This is a genomic window from Microcoleus sp. AR_TQ3_B6, assembly GCF_036702785.1.
Classification (GTDB): Bacteria; Cyanobacteriota; Cyanobacteriia; order Cyanobacteriales; family Microcoleaceae; genus Microcoleus.
Map to the genome: position 1 here is coordinate 24,816 of NZ_JAUBVJ010000006.1, position 17,295 is coordinate 42,110.

At 46.2% G+C, this 17,295-nt stretch carries 19 protein-coding genes; 8 read left to right on the top strand and 11 right to left on the bottom strand.

Going from position 1 to position 17,295, the window contains the following annotated elements; translation table 11 throughout:
* Positions 1-7 precede the first annotated feature (7 nt).
* Positions 8-127, top strand: a complete 120-nt coding sequence (gene petG / locus QUB56_RS04755) for a cytochrome b6-f complex subunit V (RefSeq protein WP_015174208.1) — start codon at positions 8-10, stop codon at positions 125-127.
* 244 nt (positions 128-371) lie between these two features.
* On the opposite strand, the gene QUB56_RS04760 is transcribed toward petG, so the two are convergent.
* The 9 genes from QUB56_RS04760 to QUB56_RS04800 all read right to left on the bottom strand — a co-directional run bounded on the left by QUB56_RS04760 (position 372) and on the right by QUB56_RS04800 (position 10,126).
* Positions 372-1,454, bottom strand: coding sequence for a glycosyltransferase family 1 protein (locus QUB56_RS04760; protein WP_332953604.1), 1,083 nt, complete (start codon positions 1,452-1,454; stop codon positions 372-374).
* Between the two features lie 90 nt (positions 1,455-1,544).
* The gene (locus QUB56_RS04765) at positions 1,545-2,615 is read right to left on the bottom strand and encodes a glycosyltransferase family 1 protein (protein WP_332953606.1); all 1,071 of its coding nucleotides are present in this window, start codon (positions 2,613-2,615) and stop codon (positions 1,545-1,547) included.
* A gap of 485 nt (positions 2,616-3,100) precedes the next feature.
* Positions 3,101-5,239: a glycosyltransferase gene (locus QUB56_RS04770; protein ID WP_332953607.1), complete on the bottom strand. Its 2,139-nt coding sequence runs from the start codon at positions 5,237-5,239 to the stop codon at positions 3,101-3,103.
* A 101-nt stretch (positions 5,240-5,340) separates the two neighbouring features.
* Complete coding sequence (locus QUB56_RS04775) at positions 5,341-5,919, bottom strand: hypothetical protein (RefSeq protein ID WP_332953610.1); 579 nt, start codon at positions 5,917-5,919, stop codon at positions 5,341-5,343.
* A 115-nt stretch (positions 5,920-6,034) separates the two neighbouring features.
* The gene (locus tag QUB56_RS04780; protein WP_332953612.1) at positions 6,035-7,108 is read right to left on the bottom strand and encodes a glucose-1-phosphate thymidylyltransferase; all 1,074 of its coding nucleotides are present in this window, start codon (positions 7,106-7,108) and stop codon (positions 6,035-6,037) included.
* A gap of 907 nt (positions 7,109-8,015) precedes the next feature.
* The gene (locus QUB56_RS04785) at positions 8,016-8,726 is read right to left on the bottom strand and encodes a M15 family metallopeptidase (protein ID WP_332953614.1); all 711 of its coding nucleotides are present in this window, start codon (positions 8,724-8,726) and stop codon (positions 8,016-8,018) included.
* Positions 8,727-8,884: 158 nt separating this feature from the next.
* A complete protein-coding gene (locus tag QUB56_RS04790) occupies positions 8,885-9,103 on the bottom strand; it encodes a DUF5615 family PIN-like protein (RefSeq protein WP_332953615.1) in 219 nt (72 codons plus the stop codon).
* Positions 9,103-9,339 carry a DUF433 domain-containing protein gene (locus tag QUB56_RS04795; protein WP_332953618.1) on the bottom strand — a complete coding sequence of 79 codons (237 nt, stop codon included), beginning with the start codon at positions 9,337-9,339 and terminating at the stop codon, positions 9,103-9,105. Before QUB56_RS04795 ends, QUB56_RS04790 begins: the two co-directional genes overlap by 1 nt.
* 124 nt (positions 9,340-9,463) lie before the next feature.
* Positions 9,464-10,126, bottom strand: coding sequence for a class I SAM-dependent methyltransferase (locus tag QUB56_RS04800; RefSeq protein WP_332953621.1), 663 nt, complete (start codon positions 10,124-10,126; stop codon positions 9,464-9,466).
* A gap of 188 nt (positions 10,127-10,314) precedes the next feature.
* Between QUB56_RS04800 and QUB56_RS04805 the strand changes: the two genes are divergently transcribed.
* From QUB56_RS04805 to QUB56_RS04815, 3 genes are all read left to right on the top strand, one after another.
* Entirely contained in the window at positions 10,315-10,785 is a 471-nt protein-coding gene (locus QUB56_RS04805) for a MarR family transcriptional regulator (RefSeq protein ID WP_332953622.1), read from the top strand.
* Between the two features lie 185 nt (positions 10,786-10,970).
* The gene (locus tag QUB56_RS04810) at positions 10,971-12,656 is read left to right on the top strand and encodes an HlyD family secretion protein (protein WP_332953624.1); all 1,686 of its coding nucleotides are present in this window, start codon (positions 10,971-10,973) and stop codon (positions 12,654-12,656) included.
* A 210-nt stretch (positions 12,657-12,866) separates the two neighbouring features.
* Complete coding sequence (locus QUB56_RS04815) at positions 12,867-13,796, top strand: type II toxin-antitoxin system HicA family toxin (protein WP_332953625.1); 930 nt, start codon at positions 12,867-12,869, stop codon at positions 13,794-13,796.
* Between the two features lie 181 nt (positions 13,797-13,977).
* Here QUB56_RS04815 and QUB56_RS04820 read toward each other — a convergent pair whose 3' ends face one another.
* A complete protein-coding gene (locus QUB56_RS04820; protein ID WP_332953626.1) occupies positions 13,978-14,370 on the bottom strand; it encodes an ACP S-malonyltransferase in 393 nt (130 codons plus the stop codon).
* Positions 14,367-14,744 (bottom strand): DUF433 domain-containing protein, encoded by a 378-nt coding sequence (locus QUB56_RS04825; RefSeq protein ID WP_332953628.1) that lies wholly within the window; start codon positions 14,742-14,744, stop codon positions 14,367-14,369. Before QUB56_RS04825 ends, QUB56_RS04820 begins: the two co-directional genes overlap by 4 nt.
* Positions 14,745-14,992: 248 nt before the next feature.
* Between QUB56_RS04825 and rpmH the strand changes: the two genes are divergently transcribed.
* The 4 genes from rpmH to yidC all read left to right on the top strand — a co-directional run bounded on the left by rpmH (position 14,993) and on the right by yidC (position 17,289).
* Positions 14,993-15,130 (top strand): 50S ribosomal protein L34, encoded by a 138-nt coding sequence (gene rpmH, locus QUB56_RS04830; RefSeq protein ID WP_193974120.1) that lies wholly within the window; start codon positions 14,993-14,995, stop codon positions 15,128-15,130.
* 42 nt (positions 15,131-15,172) lie between these two features.
* Positions 15,173-15,577: a ribonuclease P protein component gene (gene rnpA, locus QUB56_RS04835; protein ID WP_332953631.1), complete on the top strand. Its 405-nt coding sequence runs from the start codon at positions 15,173-15,175 to the stop codon at positions 15,575-15,577.
* Positions 15,549-15,941: a PH domain-containing protein gene (locus QUB56_RS04840; RefSeq protein WP_332953633.1), complete on the top strand. Its 393-nt coding sequence runs from the start codon at positions 15,549-15,551 to the stop codon at positions 15,939-15,941. The genes rnpA and QUB56_RS04840 overlap by 29 nt, the downstream gene beginning before the upstream one ends.
* A gap of 199 nt (positions 15,942-16,140) precedes the next feature.
* Positions 16,141-17,289 (top strand): membrane protein insertase YidC, encoded by a 1,149-nt coding sequence (gene yidC, locus QUB56_RS04845; protein ID WP_332953635.1) that lies wholly within the window; start codon positions 16,141-16,143, stop codon positions 17,287-17,289.
* Positions 17,290-17,295: the final 6 nt, after the last annotated feature.

A 17,295-nucleotide genomic window follows, 5' to 3' on the forward strand; every position in this document is an offset into this window, starting at 1 on the left:
AGATCTCATGGTAGAACCGCTACTTTCAGGTATTGTTCTGGGTCTAATCTTTGTTACTCTGTCGGGGCTGTTTTTTGCTGCTTATCAGCAATACAAGCGCGGCGATCAGTTGGGTATCAACAAGTAAAAGCGCGAATTTTGCCCCCAGGGGCGGGGATGGCGGGTTGACAAATACCCTGGATCTCAATCGTAGATATTGGCGAACCCGCCTCTACAAAACCCGTCCCTGAGGTTAATTGCTGTTAATTCGCCAGACACCAGATCGGGCTTTTAGCTTCTATTTCCCAGATGTCTGCTGATACCGGTGCCGATCGCACCCTAAATGCGATCGCACCCTAAATACGATTCTCTGTGCCCTCAGCATAGAAAAATTAGATATATCGATCGAGAATAGCAGCAGTTTGCAGCCCTGTTTTTTCCCAGCTAAATAGTTTTGCTCTGGCTAAACCGAGCTCCCGCAAGTGCGATCGAACTTTGGCATCGACTGCAAGCTCTTGCATAGCAGCGGCAATTTCCTCGACGCTGTAGGGATTGACTAATACTGCGGCACCCCCCGCCACTTCTGGCATTGAAGACAGGTTAGAGGTGATGACAGGAGTGCCACAGGCCATTGCTTCGAGCACGGGGAGGCCGAATCCTTCCCACAGACTGGGAAAAACCACCGCGATCGCTTGGTTGATGACTTTGGGCAAGTCGGCCGCGGGAATGTAGTCTAAGAATTTTACTCGATCGAACAATCCCAATTCTTGAACCTGCGCTTTCAGCAGCGGCGTATAGCGTTTGTCTTCCGAACCTGCTATCCACAATTCGCACTCGGAATTATGATGCAAAGCAGCAAAGGCTGCTAAAACTCGCTGCACGTTTTTATAGGGATTGTGGCGACCGATATAAAGAAAATAATTGCTGGTTGGTAAGTTTAAAAAACGGAAAAAACTCCTATCGTACCCGGGGAAAATTGGCGTAATTAAATTAGGACGAATCTTGCAAAAATTAGCGATATCTTTGGCAGTTGATTCAGAGTCGCAGATGACGTGTTGAGCCTGCCGCAGCACTTGGGGAATGTAATAGCGGTGGTAAGGTGTCAGAGGATCGAAGCGACGCGGAAATCGCAGCGCTATCAAGTCATGTACCGTAATGATATAGCGGCAACCTGCAAATAGAGGAGCTTCGGGAATTGGAGAAAATAACAGGTTAGATTTTAGATTTTTGTAAATTTTGGGTAGTTGGGTTTGTGTCCACAGCAATCGGTTGATGTGTCCTTTGGTTCCTTGTTCTGGTGTTAGGTTGGCAGGGATTTGGTAGCAGTTGCTATTGGGAAATTTTTCTGCTGTTAGTAATGTTGGGTTGAGGGATTTTAGGTGGGGAAATAGGTTTTTGGCGTAGATGGCTAAGCCGGTTGGTTTGGAAATTAGGAAGGAGAGGTTGATTAGCAGGTTGGATTGGAGATTGGGCATGGGATAATATGTAGATTGCGGTTTTTTGGTGGGATTTTTTTATTGAACCGCAGAGGGCGCAGAGGGCGCAGAGAGGAAGAGAGGGAAGATTTAAAGGTATTGTTGTAAGATGTTGGCGGTTGCTTTTCCGGTTTTGTTCCAGCTAAATTGAGATGATCTGGCTAAGCTAGCAGTTTTTAAGTTCGATCGCACTTTTGAATCTGTGGCTACTGTTTGCATGGCTTCTGCTATTTCTGGGACGCTGTAAGGATTGACTAATAATCCGGCATCTCCGGCTACTTCTGGCATCGATGACAGGTTGGATGTGATGACGGGTGTGCCGCAAGCCATTGCTTCTAAAATTGGTAAGCCGAATCCTTCCCACAGTGTAGGGAAAACTAGGGCGATCGCCTGATTCATTAGTACGGGCAATTTAGAATAGGGAACGTAACCGAGAAACTTTACCAAAGATTCTAAACCTAATTCTTCAACTTGTGCTGTCAACTGCGGCGTGTAGGCATTGGGAGGCCCTGCTAGCCACAATTCGTAATTTGCGCGATCGGGCAAACTCGCAAATGCCGCAATTAATCTTTCCAAGTTTTTGTAAGGATCGTGTCTGCCGGTATAAAGAAAATAATTTTTGGCTGGCAAGTCGAGATATCTAAAATTAATATTATCGCAAGCTAGGGGAATTGCAGTCATTTTCTGACGCGGAATCTGGAAAAAGTTAGCAACATCCGCCGCCGTTGCTTGAGAATCGCAAATAATGTGTTCTGCTTGCCCCAAAACCTGCGGTATGTAGTAGCGGAAATAAGCTGTTAAACGAGAAAACCGTTGGGGAAATCGCAAAGGAATTAAATCGTGGACTGTGACGATGTAGCGGCAGCCAGAATACAAAGGTGCTTCTGGAATTGGGGAAAATATCAGGGTTGACTGCAATCTTTTGTAAATTTTTGGCAAGTTGAATTGAGTCCACAGCAGCCTGTTAATTTGTCCTTTCGGCCCTCGATCCGGTGTCAGAGTTTCGGGGATTTGATAGCAAGTATAATTGTCAATTGGCTGGGAAACAAGTAATGTGGGTTCTAGCGGTTGCAGTTGCGGGAAAAGATTAGCTGCATAAGTTCCGATTCCCGTTGGTTCAGGGCTTAAGAAGGATAAATTGATTAAAAGTGGGTTAGACATGATGGGCTAGAACACAATTTATTTATATTGTAGGGGCGGGTTTTACCAACTATCTAAGTCTCAAACGAATCATCTGGTAAACCCGCCCCCACCAAACGAAAATTTATCCTATTGTAGGGGCGGGTTTTACCAACTATCTAAGTTTCAAACGAATCATCTGGTAAACCCGCCCCCACCAAACGAAAATTTATCCCTATTGTAGGGGCGGGTTTTACCAACTATCTAAGTCTCAAACGAATCATCTGGTAAATCGGCCCCCACCAAACAAAAATTTATCCCTATTGTAGGGGCGGGTTGTACCAACCATCTACATCTCAAACGAATCATCTGGTAAACCCGCCCCCACCAAACGAAAAATCAAAATGTACATTTTTCCGATTGCATAGAAGTCAAAGTTAATGTAAGTTATTAGTGCTGTGGGGGCGGGTTTATATAAATTGTTTTTCATCATCAAATTTTGTTAGTAAAACGCCCCCCTACGCAATTTATCGATCGCGATCGCTCTCCACCATTTGAGCTACATCCGCCGGATTTGGCAGCCGAATTGTAGCATATTCTTGGTAAATAATCTCAAAAAAACTCTTGACTTTTTCCTCGAAACGTGCAAGTCTAAAGTTCTGACTGCGCTGCTGTGCACCAGCTTGAAGTTCTGCTAGCAAATCGGGATTAACAATTAGTTGACGTGAATGCTGGCAAAGTTCCTCAACGGTATTGAATAAAAAACCCGATCGCCCATGTTCGACAATTTCCGGTTGGCCGCCGCCGTTGAAAACAATCGGAACACAACAGTTTTGCATTGCTTCCACAGTCGCCATCCCGAAATGTTCAAATCTTTGAGGATTGACTTCACCCAAACCGCAGCCGTGCCAAAATATGCTCGCTCTAGCATAAAGCGATTTTACCTCATCCAAGTCAGCATTAACTTTTACCTCGATCGCCCTTGAATCTTGCTTCAATAAATTCTGAACAGTCTTTAAATAAGGATTGCGGGGAATACTGCTTCCCACTAAAACAAGCCGCCATCCTTGAACTTCTTCGGGATAATCCGCTAGCAAACTGCGGAAAGCTTGAATTAATTCAATTTGCTTTTTTGTTCCCCCAGCTTCAAACTGTCCCACCGCCAAAATTATGTTTTCTTTCGGCACTTTAACTGTTGCCATTTCCACGGGCGGATAAAGCAAAAAAGTTGGCTTTAGATGCCAGCGTTTATCCAACCACTTGACAGTAAATTGGCTATTGGCAATAATGAAAGTGTAGTCATCAACCGCAAAATGACGGTTGCGGAATGTATTGGGAAAGTGGCAGAAAAATATTGAGATAGGCGACAGCGGTTTTACTTTTTCCAGTTGGTTTGCGTTGATGAAAATATCGTAGTTTTTGCTTTCTCTGGCAATTTCATCAAAGGGATTGTCCATATCCTCCACAATGATGCTGGAATCGATGCACTGCATTCCGCGTTTCTCGTAAAACCCCAAGGGAATAATTTTAATTTTGCATCCTGAAAGGTTGAGTCCGTACCACGCTTCTAAGTCGGAAACAGCAACTGCTTTGTTGGCGATAAAAGTAATGTCAAATTCATTTTGTAACAGCGAGGCGATGGTAGCGACGTATTTTTGACCGCCACCAATAAAATGCAGTCCGTGATCGTAAATGGCGATCGACATTTTGCGATCGCCCCCAACCACCTGCAATCGAGACAAAAGGCGATCGACCTTCAGGCGACTGTAAATCACCGCCAACTTTTCCGACAACTGCGGCAATACAGTAGCGATGATTGCTGGTTTCTGATAATCTCGAAGTTTTTTAATCGCTACAAATAAACTCTCAAACAGCAAATCGTACTGCTTATGGGTAAAAAAATCCGAAGTATGAATTGAAGAAACTAATTGAAAAGGTTCATGTTTTGCCAAATACAAAAACCGATTGCGATTGCAGAAATACTCGGTAAGTTTGCTTCCTTTACTCGAACCCCGATACTCGTGATGGGCGATAGCTGCGGGAGTATAAAGCATTTTCCAACCGCCTTTGTGGCAGCGTTTTGCAAACTCTACATCCTCAAAATACATTACAAAATCTTCATCAATTGGCCCGACATCTTCCAGACATTCTCTCCGAAAAAGCACCGCCGCCCAACAAAGCCCCTCGACTTCTCCTTCTGTATCGTACTGTCCCGAATCTTTCTCGCCAAAGCCGACATCTCGCCAATAAAAATTAGGTAATTGCTGAATGCCTGCGCTGTTAATTCGCCCGTCTTTAAACAGCAATTTGCCGCTAGTTGCACCGATTTTATTATCAGTTTCTAGCCGTTTGACAAGAATCTCTAACCAGTGACTGTCAAGTATCGCATCGTTATTGATAAAGCCGATATATTGCCCTTTCGCTTGGCTGATGCCGAGGTTGAGGGCTTTAGCAAAGTTGTTGGCAGTATTGACAAAAATGCGAACTTTTGGGAAGAGTTCGCGCAGGGAATTAACGGAATCGTCTTTAGAGCAATTATCAATTACAATTAAATCTAGTTGCTGTTCGGGATACGCAAGTTTTAGTAGAGATTTTAAGCAATCTTTCGTGTGGCGCAGACCGTTATAGTTGACTATAATTAACGAGCATATTGGCAGTGCGGTCATTGGATTTTGGAGTTTAGATTTTAGATTTTAGATTGAAGAATTGCTCTCGCGCATAAATCGGCAGGCTTGTGACCAAACTATTTTGGGTGATCTTTAATGCTTTATTGTTGTCGATCGAGCAATTGAGCGGTAATCTTCTCTAAAATAGCAGTATGTTGCTGCTGCACTACTTTAATTTGCTCTATTTCAGACTGAAAAGCTGCGATCGCCTTTTGTTGAGTCTCAAGCTGTGCTGTAACCTCGGGAAATCCGCTGATGAATTCCGATTTAATTTTTTTCTCTAGATTTTGTTGATTTTCTTGCAATTTTTGCAATTGAATGCTCAATGTTTGAACTACACGGGTATTAGCAAAATTATAAATAACTTGGCGTTCGAGTACGGGTCTGAGCAATTTTCTGACTATTTTCCTAACGGCAATTACTGCGGAACCCAGCCGCCTTTGGTAAGAGGTAATGGGGATGTTATAAATGTCGAAACCCGCCTTTAAAAGGGCGATGTCTTCGTCATCTTCATCTCGGGCGTGAAGCGAAGCTATCTTCCCGCTGGGGGTTCCCGAAGGGTAGGGAATCGCACTATTTTCTCTTCCCGGCAGCGACGGCTCAGCAATACCAATTCGCGGCTCCAAAGTTTGCCGCAATTTATCTATTATCTGTTGAGTTGGTATTTCTTCGTACTGCAATCTTCCGCCTCCTCTAAATGTAGGGTACTTATGGGCGCACCATCCCGTAAATGTAGTGTGCGCTGAGGCGCACCATCCCCTGAATTACCTCTGCGAGAATGGTGCAAATCTCAATTTAAGCTAACTCAATTTGACTGTCATCACCAATCATAAACCGCAGAGCTTTTGGACGAGCCGGCGCATTTGTGAGTTGAGCTCGTTGCCCGATCACGCTGTCAACAATTCGCTGGTGAATGCCCACTATTTTCGCCCCTTGCAATATTACACTGTGTTCGATATCAGCATCAATCATCGTCACGCGATCGGCAATACTGCTGTAAGGTCCGATAAAGCAATTTTCAATGCGGCAATTTTCCCCAATTACCACCGGTCCGCGAACTGTAGAATTAATTATTTCCGTTCCTTCACCTATTTGTACTCGTCCGATAATTTGACTTTTGGCGTCTACTTTTAATTCAGTTGAAGCTACGATACAGCTATCTAAAATGATTTGGTTTGCACTCAGCAAATCGTCTTTTTTCCCCGTATCCAGCCACCAGCCCTCTAAATTGCAGGCTTCTACCTGTTTGTCCTGATTCATGAGCTGTTGAATAGCGTCTGTAATTTCGAGTTCGCCGCGGGCCGAGGGTTTAATTTGATCGATCGCCTCGTGAATAGTAGGAGCAAAAAAGTAAATCCCCACCAGTGCTAAATTCGATGGCGGAACTTGTGGTTTTTCTACTAACTGCAAAACTCTTCCTTTATCATCAACTTTTGCCACACCAAAAGCTGAGGGATTGGCGACTGGACGCAGCAAAATTAGAGCGTCTAGTTTCTGCTTGTTAAAAATCTCTAAAAACGGACCTAACTCATTCTGAATTAAATTATCTCCTAAATACATAATAAACGGAGAATCGCCCAAAAATGGTCTGGCAACTTTTACCGCGTGAGCGAGTCCCGCCGGCTTTTCTTGCAAGATATAAGTAATTTTTGCACCGAAGCGAGATCCATCTCCTGTTTTCGTCTTCACCTCTTCCCCGGTTTCGGGACTAATAATAATTCCAATATCCGTAATCCCAGCCGCCACAATTCCTTCAATTCCATACCACAGTATCGGCTTATTTGCTACAGGAACCAACTGCTTAGCACCCGTATAGGTGAGGGGACGCAAGCGTGTTCCTTTGCCGCCAGAGAGGATGAGTGCTTTCATTGGGTGAACTCTGAGTTATCCTTTAGGGTTTGCGGTGCTGGCTCGATTTGCCTGCACTTGTTCGCTCTCGTTGATTCTAAACCACTGCTACCCCGCTGGCAATAGTTGCCGTGTATCCTGATACAAATGATTTATTTGGCTCCAACTTTTATATTCCTGGACGCACAGAGTCTCAGAAACCAGGTTTTTTGCTGGAGGAAGCAGCTAAAAGCTGAGGTTTTTTTGTCAATAAACCAGGTTTCTAAAGGTCGAGAGTGCGCCAGTCCCGATTTAACTCAATTGGCGCAAGTCCCACGCTGTAATTGTACTCAATTGGGCGTTGCGATATAAGCCAACCAATGTATATGAAAAAGAGCGACAATTTACTGTTTCTCTAGCAAAAAAACCTGTAAGATATAAGTGGTTGCGACCCACCCACTCGACAGAAAACAACAGGTCACAGTAGCAGTAGTATGCTTGACCTTGGATAACTGCGAGAGAAAAAGGGAAAAAACAGACCGCTGGGAAAGCAAGGTAACGCCCTACCGTAAAATATAAACCATGTTTGTTGTACGAAAACAGTTTTTGGTCTTGGGAAACAGGACTTCTGCGTGGGTTCCCGAAGAAGGGATAAAGGCTGCAAAGCTTTCTTATGCGGTGTCAGACTCGGATCGTCTTCTGTGACGAATCTCAGTAATGAGATACCCAACGCCCGCAACGGCAGATGATACACGAAGCCTACACGCTCACCGAAGGTCATGTCGATTTTAGATTTTAGATTTTAGATTTTAGATTGACCCCACGGATAAATGCGGGGGCTTGAGGATTTTAGATTTTCGAAAAGGGATTGATTCCACGGATAAATCCGGGGGCTTGTACCACCTTTGAAATTTTTGGTCAGTGCTAGGTATTTCACTTGCGTACCCTTTTAATAGCGACCGTATCGGGCCATAAATTGACTACCACTATTGTTTTGATTTGTCAACCAAGCCCACATCTGATCGCCCAGACAAAAATGCCACCATTCCTTAGGATGCTGCTGAAAGCCCGCAGCTATCATCGCATCTTTTAAGATTTTCCTGTGGCGGTGATATTCCAGTTTTTGCGGCTCCTTGCTCTTACCAAAATAATCGGGATAAGAACGTTCTGATATTTCATCAATCGGAGAACCCATATCAATTAGCCGATTATTTTCATCCACTAAAGTTACATCTAAAGCTGCACCTGTACTGTGAGGGGGAGGCATCGCGCGATCGAGGCTCGGTACAGCCCAAAATTGATATACGTGTTCTATAATCACTTGGCGTTTGTCTTCGGAAACTGGAAATTCGCAGCCTTGAGCTAGGGCAATTTGATTAAAAGTATAATCTACCATAAATTGCTGGACTTCCACCGGCCGATAAGCGTCAAATATCAGAATTTTCCAATTTTGATATTTTTGCTGTAGCTCAGTTTGAGCTGCGATTAAACTATCTACAACTCCTTGTCGCAAATAGTAAGGCGAATCCGCTTTGCTGTTGTGATAGGGAGCACCCAACTTTTGATAAGGGTGGGGTATTTGAAAGGCAAAATGTTCTGTTGGAATAGGGACTAAAGGTTCGCCGCATTCGTCTATCACTATTTGATGATATGGTTTCATATCAAAAATTTACCTTTTTTGTTACTAATTAACTACAATGATATCGCAATTTATTTCTATCAAGTAATGTTTCTAAAATTTTTCAGGAAACTGAGGCAATTCATTCATAAATAAGTCGTCTATAAGTTTGCTATTATTTATGGTTTCTGCCGTCAATATTAACAGCTTGTAAGGTGGCAGAGCGAGCATAAATGAATCGAGAAAATTCTATCTTTAGTGATAACAATTCTGATTTCTTGGATGGAAAGCAAGTTAATTTCTGAATCCGGAGTTGCATTTCGTCGAGGTAAATCCTTAGTATGAATAGTATCGCAACCAGCAGATTGCAGCACGCGCGCCAGACGTAGTGGTAATTGTGCATCTACCAAAAACTTCATTACACTAATACTCGGTATATGCTTTTCACTTGAGTTGGCCGCGCGGCAAATAGCAAAGCAGCGAGAATATCCTCATTTTCTAAATCGTCACAGTCATCTATAATTTCTTTAGCATTCATACCAGAACTGAGTAATTCAATAATTAATTCGACTGGATATCGGAGACCGCGAATACATGGTTTTCCGTGACAGATATTTGGATCGAGTGTGATGCGCTGCCAAAGCTGATTTTCCATATTTTAGGAGCAAATATTAAATATATCCTAACCTAAAGAGCGTAGCTTTCGATCGGTTTGTAGTAAGGACTTTAGTGCTTTCAATTTCCACCTAAAGTCCTAAAGTCCTTACTGCCAAAAAATCCTAACTTTGGCGGTAAGCAACTACCGCATAAAACGGATCGCCGCTTCCTATTCGCAGCATTTGCATAAAACTCGGCAAGTTAGCCTTGCGAACTATTACTTCCGGCTTGCTAAATCCGGGTATATTCGCTCCTTTGACAGAATCAAAGTAACCCTTGACTAATTCTACCCGATCGCCCTCCGATCCTTCCCGCCAAGCCGCGATCGCCTTTTGATAAAACATCCGGTTGGAAAAACTGATAATTGCTACGCCGCCCGGCTTCAAAATGCGGTGAATCTCGGCAAAAATCACATCGGGCTGTTGCAAATACTGTACCGAAACGCAGTTGACAACCGCGTCAAACTCTGCATCAGGCAGTGGAAATTTGGGATTTGCGTTCAAATTCTGCACAAAATAATGATTCAGCCTGCGATTCTTTGCCAACTCCTCTTCATTCATGCCGTGTCCTTCGACATGGGCAAATTCCATCTCGTCGGGGAGGTGAGAAACCCAACTGCTCATCATATCAAAAATCCGAGTATTCGGCTTCAGCCGTTCCCGATACACATCGGTTAGTTGCTGAATGAATCCATCGTCTACGTGAGTCACAAACCGGGGATAGGAATAGAACAAGTTGTCGTCGGTGTCGTCTAACTTGGTGCGTTTGTCGGCTGGAAGCAACATAAATTACGATCGCAAACTAGATTTACTCTTTCTAGTTTAAGAACAATTAAGAATTGTTAACATCTCCGGCAGAGGGCGGATTCCCGGTTTTAGCGTCGCATTCGATCGCCAAAAAACCTGCTTGCACCCCCTTGACAGCTCCCAAAAAGCATTTTACACTAATAATACGAACGCTAAGTAATAAGCCGATGGTTACTACATCCACTGTCGATCGCACACATCTAGCTCAGTGGCACGACGTTCTCGCCCCCCACAGCCTGGGCTACCGTCTCAAACTTCTGGCACAGCTAGGCACTCGCAGGCTGCAAGAGGTACTTGAACCCTTTGGATTGACCGCTTTTCACTGGCTGGTACTGTGCTGCTTGTGGCAAGAAGACGGTTTGCCGACTTCCAGCATTGGCGACAAACTGCAACAGGTAGGCGGGACGCTGACAGGCGTGCTCGATCGCATGGAAGAAAGAGGCCTCGTCCGCCGCGAAAGAGACACTCGCGATCGTCGCATTTGGCGCATTTGGCTGACAGACTCCGGCAGGGAACTGCAAGAGGTATTGCCCCCGCTGGTAGCTGCCATCCGAGATCGAGCTGTCGGGGGCTTTTCAGAGGCCGATCAAAAACTCTTTTCCCAACTGATCGATCGAGCGATCCTGAATCTTTCCTAAACCGACAAATCAATCTTTTGAGTGAAGTGCAGCCGCATCTACCTCCACTACATTACAAATAACCGCAAAATACTACACAAATAACCGCAAAATACTACGCACTCTTAAAAAAAGCCGTCTTACTAAATAAAAACTACGTACCCTAAACAAACGACATCTTACTAAAGAATCAGGAGTCAAATAACATGAAAGGCCCAAACGAAATCAACCCAGCAGAATTCAACGGCAACGGCAACGGCAAAGCAGTCGCCCTATTAGAAAAGCCGATCGACGACAACACCCAAGCTAAAATGGTGCCGGTCATACCAGCCCCAGAAACAGAAATCAGCGCCCCCGCCGAGGTCAAAACAGGCGCAGAAACAGAACTGCAAGCACCCCTGTCGCCTGGGGAAACGCCGAAGAAAAAAGCGCCGAAAGCGCTGATCTTAGCAGCGCTGGGCCTAGGGGCGATCGCAGCAGGCAGCTTCGGCTACCGCTACTGGCAATACGCCTCCATCCACCAAGAAACCGAAAACGCCACAGTTGCCGGACACATCCACCAAATCAGCAGCCGCGTCAACGGTACAGTCGCCGAAGTCTTAGTACAAGACAACCAACAAGTAAAACCCGGACAACTGCTGATCGAACTCGACCCCCGCGACTACCAAGTTAAAGTCCAACAAGCCCAAGCAGCCTTAGAAAACGCCCGCCGCCAAGCCGAAGCAGCCGAGGCAAATATTTCCCTAGCCTCTCAAACCAGCCAAGGCAAAACAGCCCAAGCCCAAGGAGACATCGGCAGCGCCAACGCCGCCATTTCCACCGCCCAAGCAGCAATTAGAGAAGCGCAACAAGGCGTACCCGCAGCCGTTGCCGCAGTCGCAGAAGCCGAAGCCGGCGTACCCGCAGCGCAAGCTAAAGTCGCCCAAGCCGAAGCCGGAATTCCCCAAGCTGAAGCTAAAGTGAGGGAAGCCGAAGCCGGGATTGCCGCCGCGCAAGCTCAGCTAGCACAAGCGCAAGCTAATCTAGTCAAGACGCAAGCTGATTATAGACGGTACGAAAGCTTGCAGGAAGAAGGTGCGATCGCCCGCCAGCAACTAGAGTCCGCCAAAGCCGCCTACGAAGTAGCCGCCGGCCAAAGCACCGCAGCCCAACAAGGAGTTGCCCAAGCCAGAGCGCGCTTAGCTCAAGCCAAAGAAGGCGTAACCGCAGCCAAAGCAGCAGTAGCCCAAGCTCAAGAAGGAGTAAAACAAGCCCAAGCCCAAGTAGCGCGCGCCCAAGTCGGTGTCGCCAGCGCTCAAGCTAAAGTCGCCCTAGCACAAGAAGGTATCAGCACCGCCGAAGCCAAACTGGCTGCATCAAAGGGCGGATTGCAACAGGCGCAAGCGACGGGGGAACAAACTAAAGTCAGTCGATCGCAGTATGATGCTGCTAAAGCTGCGATCGGACAATCGGAAGCTGCGGTTAAAGACGCTCAACTGCAACTTTCCTACACGAATATTACTGCTCCGGCCGCCGGACAAATCGGCCGCAAATCCGTTGAAGTCGGGCAGCGGGTGCAGCCGGGAACTCCGTTAATGGCGATCGTCAGTAACGATTTGTGGGTAGTTGCCAACTTCAAAGAAACGCAACTGGCAAACATGAAACCAGGCCAAAAAGTAGAAATCAAATTAGATGCTTTTGGTGGTCGCAAGTTTGAGGGTCGTCTCGATAGTTTCTCCCCAGCTTCTGGCGCTCAATTCTCCTTATTGCCTCCCGATAATGCTACGGGCAATTTCACCAAAGTTGTGCAGCGGATTCCGGTAAAAGTTGTGTTCGATCCCGAAAGTATTAAAGGCTATGAATCGCGAATTGCACCGGGGATGTCTGCTACAGTAAATGTTGAACTGAAATAAGGGAAGAACACGGATGTTGACACGGATACACGGATGAGTTTAGAACTCGGGGATTTGATTTTTTTCGGTTGAGTGCGACTTGCATGGGAAATCCCCGACTTCTTGGAGAAGTTTGAGAAGTTTGAGAAGCCGGGGATTTGATTTTTTTGGGTTAAGGGCGAGCGCCCCAAAAAATGCCACAATTGGTAATCATGTCAAGGTCAAAATGCCATGCCAGACCCCGAAAATCGACCCAGAGAATATGATGCCGTTCTCGGCGGTCAAAATCAACCTCCCATAGGTGCAGCAGTCTTAGGAGGCATCCCCGGTGTGAAAAGCCGCTTAGCTTCGACCATACTCTCCGTCAGAATCGCCGCACTTTCTGAAGCGCTGAAATATGGAAACGCAGGGTTAGATTTGGTTGTTAGTGCATTGCAGGATGAATCAATGCAAAAAGGTTGGTTTTTGCGAAGCATTACTGACAGTCATCATATCTATGAAAACCTCAAATTCAAACAAATTTTGTCAATTCCTGCTCATCGCGATCGAGATGGGAAATATGGAACTTTGAGAGCATTGATGATCAAAATCGCCCAGCAATCTGCGGATGTTGCTGCCGATTTCTCTCGCACTAAGAATCCCAACGGGGTTTGGAGTTACGGATGGGCGGTAACTCTGCGATCGCCTTTTATCCTCAGCAGCACTCCCAGAGTCCGGGAAGGTCTTGACTCCTGGTGGGGCAACCGTGCCCCCGATGGCAACCCCGGTGTCTATCACAACGCAACTGGCAGCCCGATCGTACTTGGCACTACGACCCGCTTTGAACCCGGCCAATTAGCTTTACATCCAGGGCCGGCCGGTGAGTATGGCTTGGTGCGCTGGACTGCACCGGAAGCTGGTAATATCTCGATCGCCTCAGTATTCACTGGTCTAAATTTTGTCGGGCCAACAACGACTGATGTCCACATTTTCCACAACAATCAGTCTATCTTCGACAACTTTGTTGAGGGCTTTGGCGATGATAGCGCTGTGCGATACGATCGAAATCTGGCGGTACTTCAGGGCGATACGATCGATTTCGCCGTGGGCTTCGGGAGGAACCGGACGTACTACCACGACACTACCGGACTCGCGCTGACGATCGCGCTGACTGCGCCTTAGCTGCGAGGATCTGATGTTTTCGGTTAAGGGCGATCGCTCTTACAATATCATCCGTGTATTCCGTGCTATCCGTGTCGTGCTGTTGTTCTGTTTTCTCTAATAGACATCTCCAGAAAAGCAAGCTTTGAACAGGCATCCTGCCTGTTCCACAATAATTATTGGAGATGTCTAATAGATATGTTTACGGAATAAATAACCTACCTGCTCCCATATAGTATTGGATATCGATCGCGATTTCTACACGCTTTTCAACACAACGCTCTCGATAATCATATTCGTTAACCCGATCTGGATCGCCAATGGTAATAATTGGAAATGAAGTTGGCTCATTCTCTTCCCGCATCACCTGTTCCATAGAGTCTTCACCCTTTGCATTACGGTTTGCCGTCAATAAAAGCATCTGATTAGATTGAGCGAATCTCCAAACGACTCGATCGTCGCTATTAGATGGTAAGCCAATGTCTTGAAATGTCACTAACCGAATGGGAGTAATATCTAACCACCCTCCTGCCACCAGACTTCCCGAAAGCAAGAGAGCTTGCCGATTCAAATTGTAGTCAGCCAGAATAATCATTGCTTTGTGGCTTCCCGCTGCGCTCTTCGTTCCTGAAGTTTGACTCGCACAGCTTCATATTCAGAGCGAGGAGGAGTTGCCGCGATGCGAGCAAAGCGTTCGCGGTTGCGCTCTTCCCAGTATTGCCGGGTTTCTTCGGCTGATTTCAAAACTTCTTGGTACTCAGCTTCTACCTCTGTCTGGTGCGCCTCAATGTAGGAGAGGGCAGCGCGTAACTGCTCATCCGTAAGGTTAAATACGTCACGAATGAATTTAGGGGGATACTGGGCTTTGAGATGATCTATTACATCATAAAGGGTTATGCGTGTCCCCGCGATCGTAAGCCCCCTTTCTGTGCGGACGATCGTCACTTTTCCATTAGGTTGTGGAGTCATATCCCTAACCCTCCAAAAACTACATCCATATTACCTTTTTATGGGAATTACCCACAGGCTAAGAAACCCGCTTTCTTGGACAATCTTAATTGGGATACGAAATATCTCGAAAGAAACCGGGTTTCTGGGAATTACCCACAAACTAATATCATGAATTTAAAATTATTTGTAAACTGAACAACTCTATGGTAAACTAGAAGATTGTGAATATTAATCAAAAGTAAAGTAACAAGCCCGGAGAAATCAAAATGACACAGCAAACCCTGCACGGAACCAGCCGCAAAAGAAAAAGAACATCCGGTTTTCGCGCCCGAATGCGCACCGTAAACGGTCGATTGGTAATCAAAGCCCGCCGCAGCAAAGGTCGCCACCGCCTCGCAGTCTAGCACTGCATCAAGGTTGAGAAGCCTCAACGATCGCCCTACGCCATGTTGCCCGAGACAAACCGACTCAAGCACCGAAAAGACTTCAGCGCCGTCTACCGCAAGGGAATTCGTCGCAACTCCGCTCATTTGAGCTTAAGAGCTCTGCGTAAACCCAAAAGCGTCGAATTAAGCAAACCGACAGCCGAAAAATCCTTGCAGCCAACTCGCACAGGCATTTCTATCAGCCTGAAAGTTAGCAAGCGCGCTGTAGTCCGCAACCGGATTAAGCGTCAGATTCGGGCAGCTTTGCGACACCTATTGCCCCGATTAAAATTAGGGTGGGATTTAGTAATTGTCGTGCGTCCGATCGCACAACAGTGCAATTATGCAGAAATTCTGCAAGAATTAGAGCAGTTGTTGGTAGAAGCCGAGGTGCTAGATGGGAATTCGAGAGGAAGTGTATTATGAAGGCGGCCCAGCCCCTGCAGACTTGATTATCAACTTACTCCTAGGGCTGACAGTCGTCGGCATCCCCCTCGCAGTAGGAGGAATTGTCCGGGCTCTGTGGCTGCGGTATCGGATCACCAATCGCCGAGTGTCCGTAACTAGCGGTTGGATGGGGGGCGATCGCACAGACGTTATCTACTCAGATATAGTCAAAATCGTCACAGTACCCCGCGGTTTCGGGAGTTACGGAGACATGGTACTCACCATGAAAAATGGCAGCCGCTTGGAACTCAGAGCAATGCCGAAATTTCGAGCCGTGTATGACTACATTAACGAAAAACTGCCCGCAGCCGCTCAAAAAGCAAATGCGGCCCAAGCTAAATAACCGAACCGCTTCGCCCTCAAATCAGGGTGAAGTGAGTGCGAGTATTGGCAAACTCAACAAAAAACCGCTAGCGGGCGGTCGATCGACGGGTAATGTCCTAAGATAGAGACAAAACCCTGAAAATTGAGGCGGCTCGCCTTCAGCGGGTAAAAATAGTTCTCAACAGCAAACATAGAGCAGCTAAATTAACTCAAAGCGAATGGATTTTGGTATCTCGTTTCTCTCCAACAACCTCATGCTGCCGATCCTAGATTTTTTCTACGGGATCGTGCCAAGCTACGGTTTAGCGATCGTAGCACTGACGCTCGTGATTCGCTTTGCTCTTTATCCTCTCAACGCAGGCTCTCTTCGCAATATGCGGCGCATGAAAGTAGCGCAGCCGTTGATGAAAGAGCGAGTAGATCAAATTCAAAAACTCTATAAAGAAAATCCTGCAAAACAGCAGGAGGAAATGAGCAAAGTATACAAAGAATTTGGCAATCCTCTAGCAGGATGCTTCCCCTTGGTGCTGCAAATGCCAGTGCTGTTTGCACTGTTTGCAACCCTACGGGGTTCGCCGTTTTCTGACATAAATTACAGCGTCAACGTTCAAGTTTTGCCGAAAGAACAAATCGAAACTGTTCAACCGCAAGCTTTTGCTACACCGCCCCAAAATATTTACGTCACCGGTACTTTTCATGCTCCACTTGTGGGCGTAATGCCAGGCGGCGACAAAATCGCAGTCGGCGACACAACCAAGATTGAGTTTCAAACCCCAGAGGGCAAACCTCTCAAAGCCTTAGCAGCAGAAAATAAGAGCGAAATCGACTTTGAACCCCGCTGGAAAGTCATCAAAGGCGAAGAAATCGTCAAGGTAGACGAACAGGGCAACATCGTAGCTTTAGCGCCCGGTGAAGCCACAGTTCAAGGCACAATCCCCGGATTGGCTACTAACAAAGGATTCCTGTTTATTGAAGCTCTAGGCCGCGTTGGCGCGATCGACTCAGACGGTACAATCCACTGGGATATTTTGGTGATGATCTTGGGCTTCGGCATCAGTTTGTATATCAACCAAACTCTTTCGGGACAAGCACAAGGACCAAACGACAACCCCCAACAGGCTACAGTCAACAAACTGACGCCAGTCATATTTTCGGGGATGTTTTTGTTCTTCCCACTGCCTGCTGGCGTGTTGATGTATATGCTGATTGCTAACATCTTCCAGACAGTTCAGGCGTTTATTTTGTCGCGAGAACCGCTGCCCGAAAACCTTCAAAAAATAGTAGACGAAGCAGAGGCGAAAACCAAAAAAGATCAGGGGTTAGATGCCATGCCCTTTGAGCCAAAGCGTGCCAAGAAAAAGGCTTGATTTTAA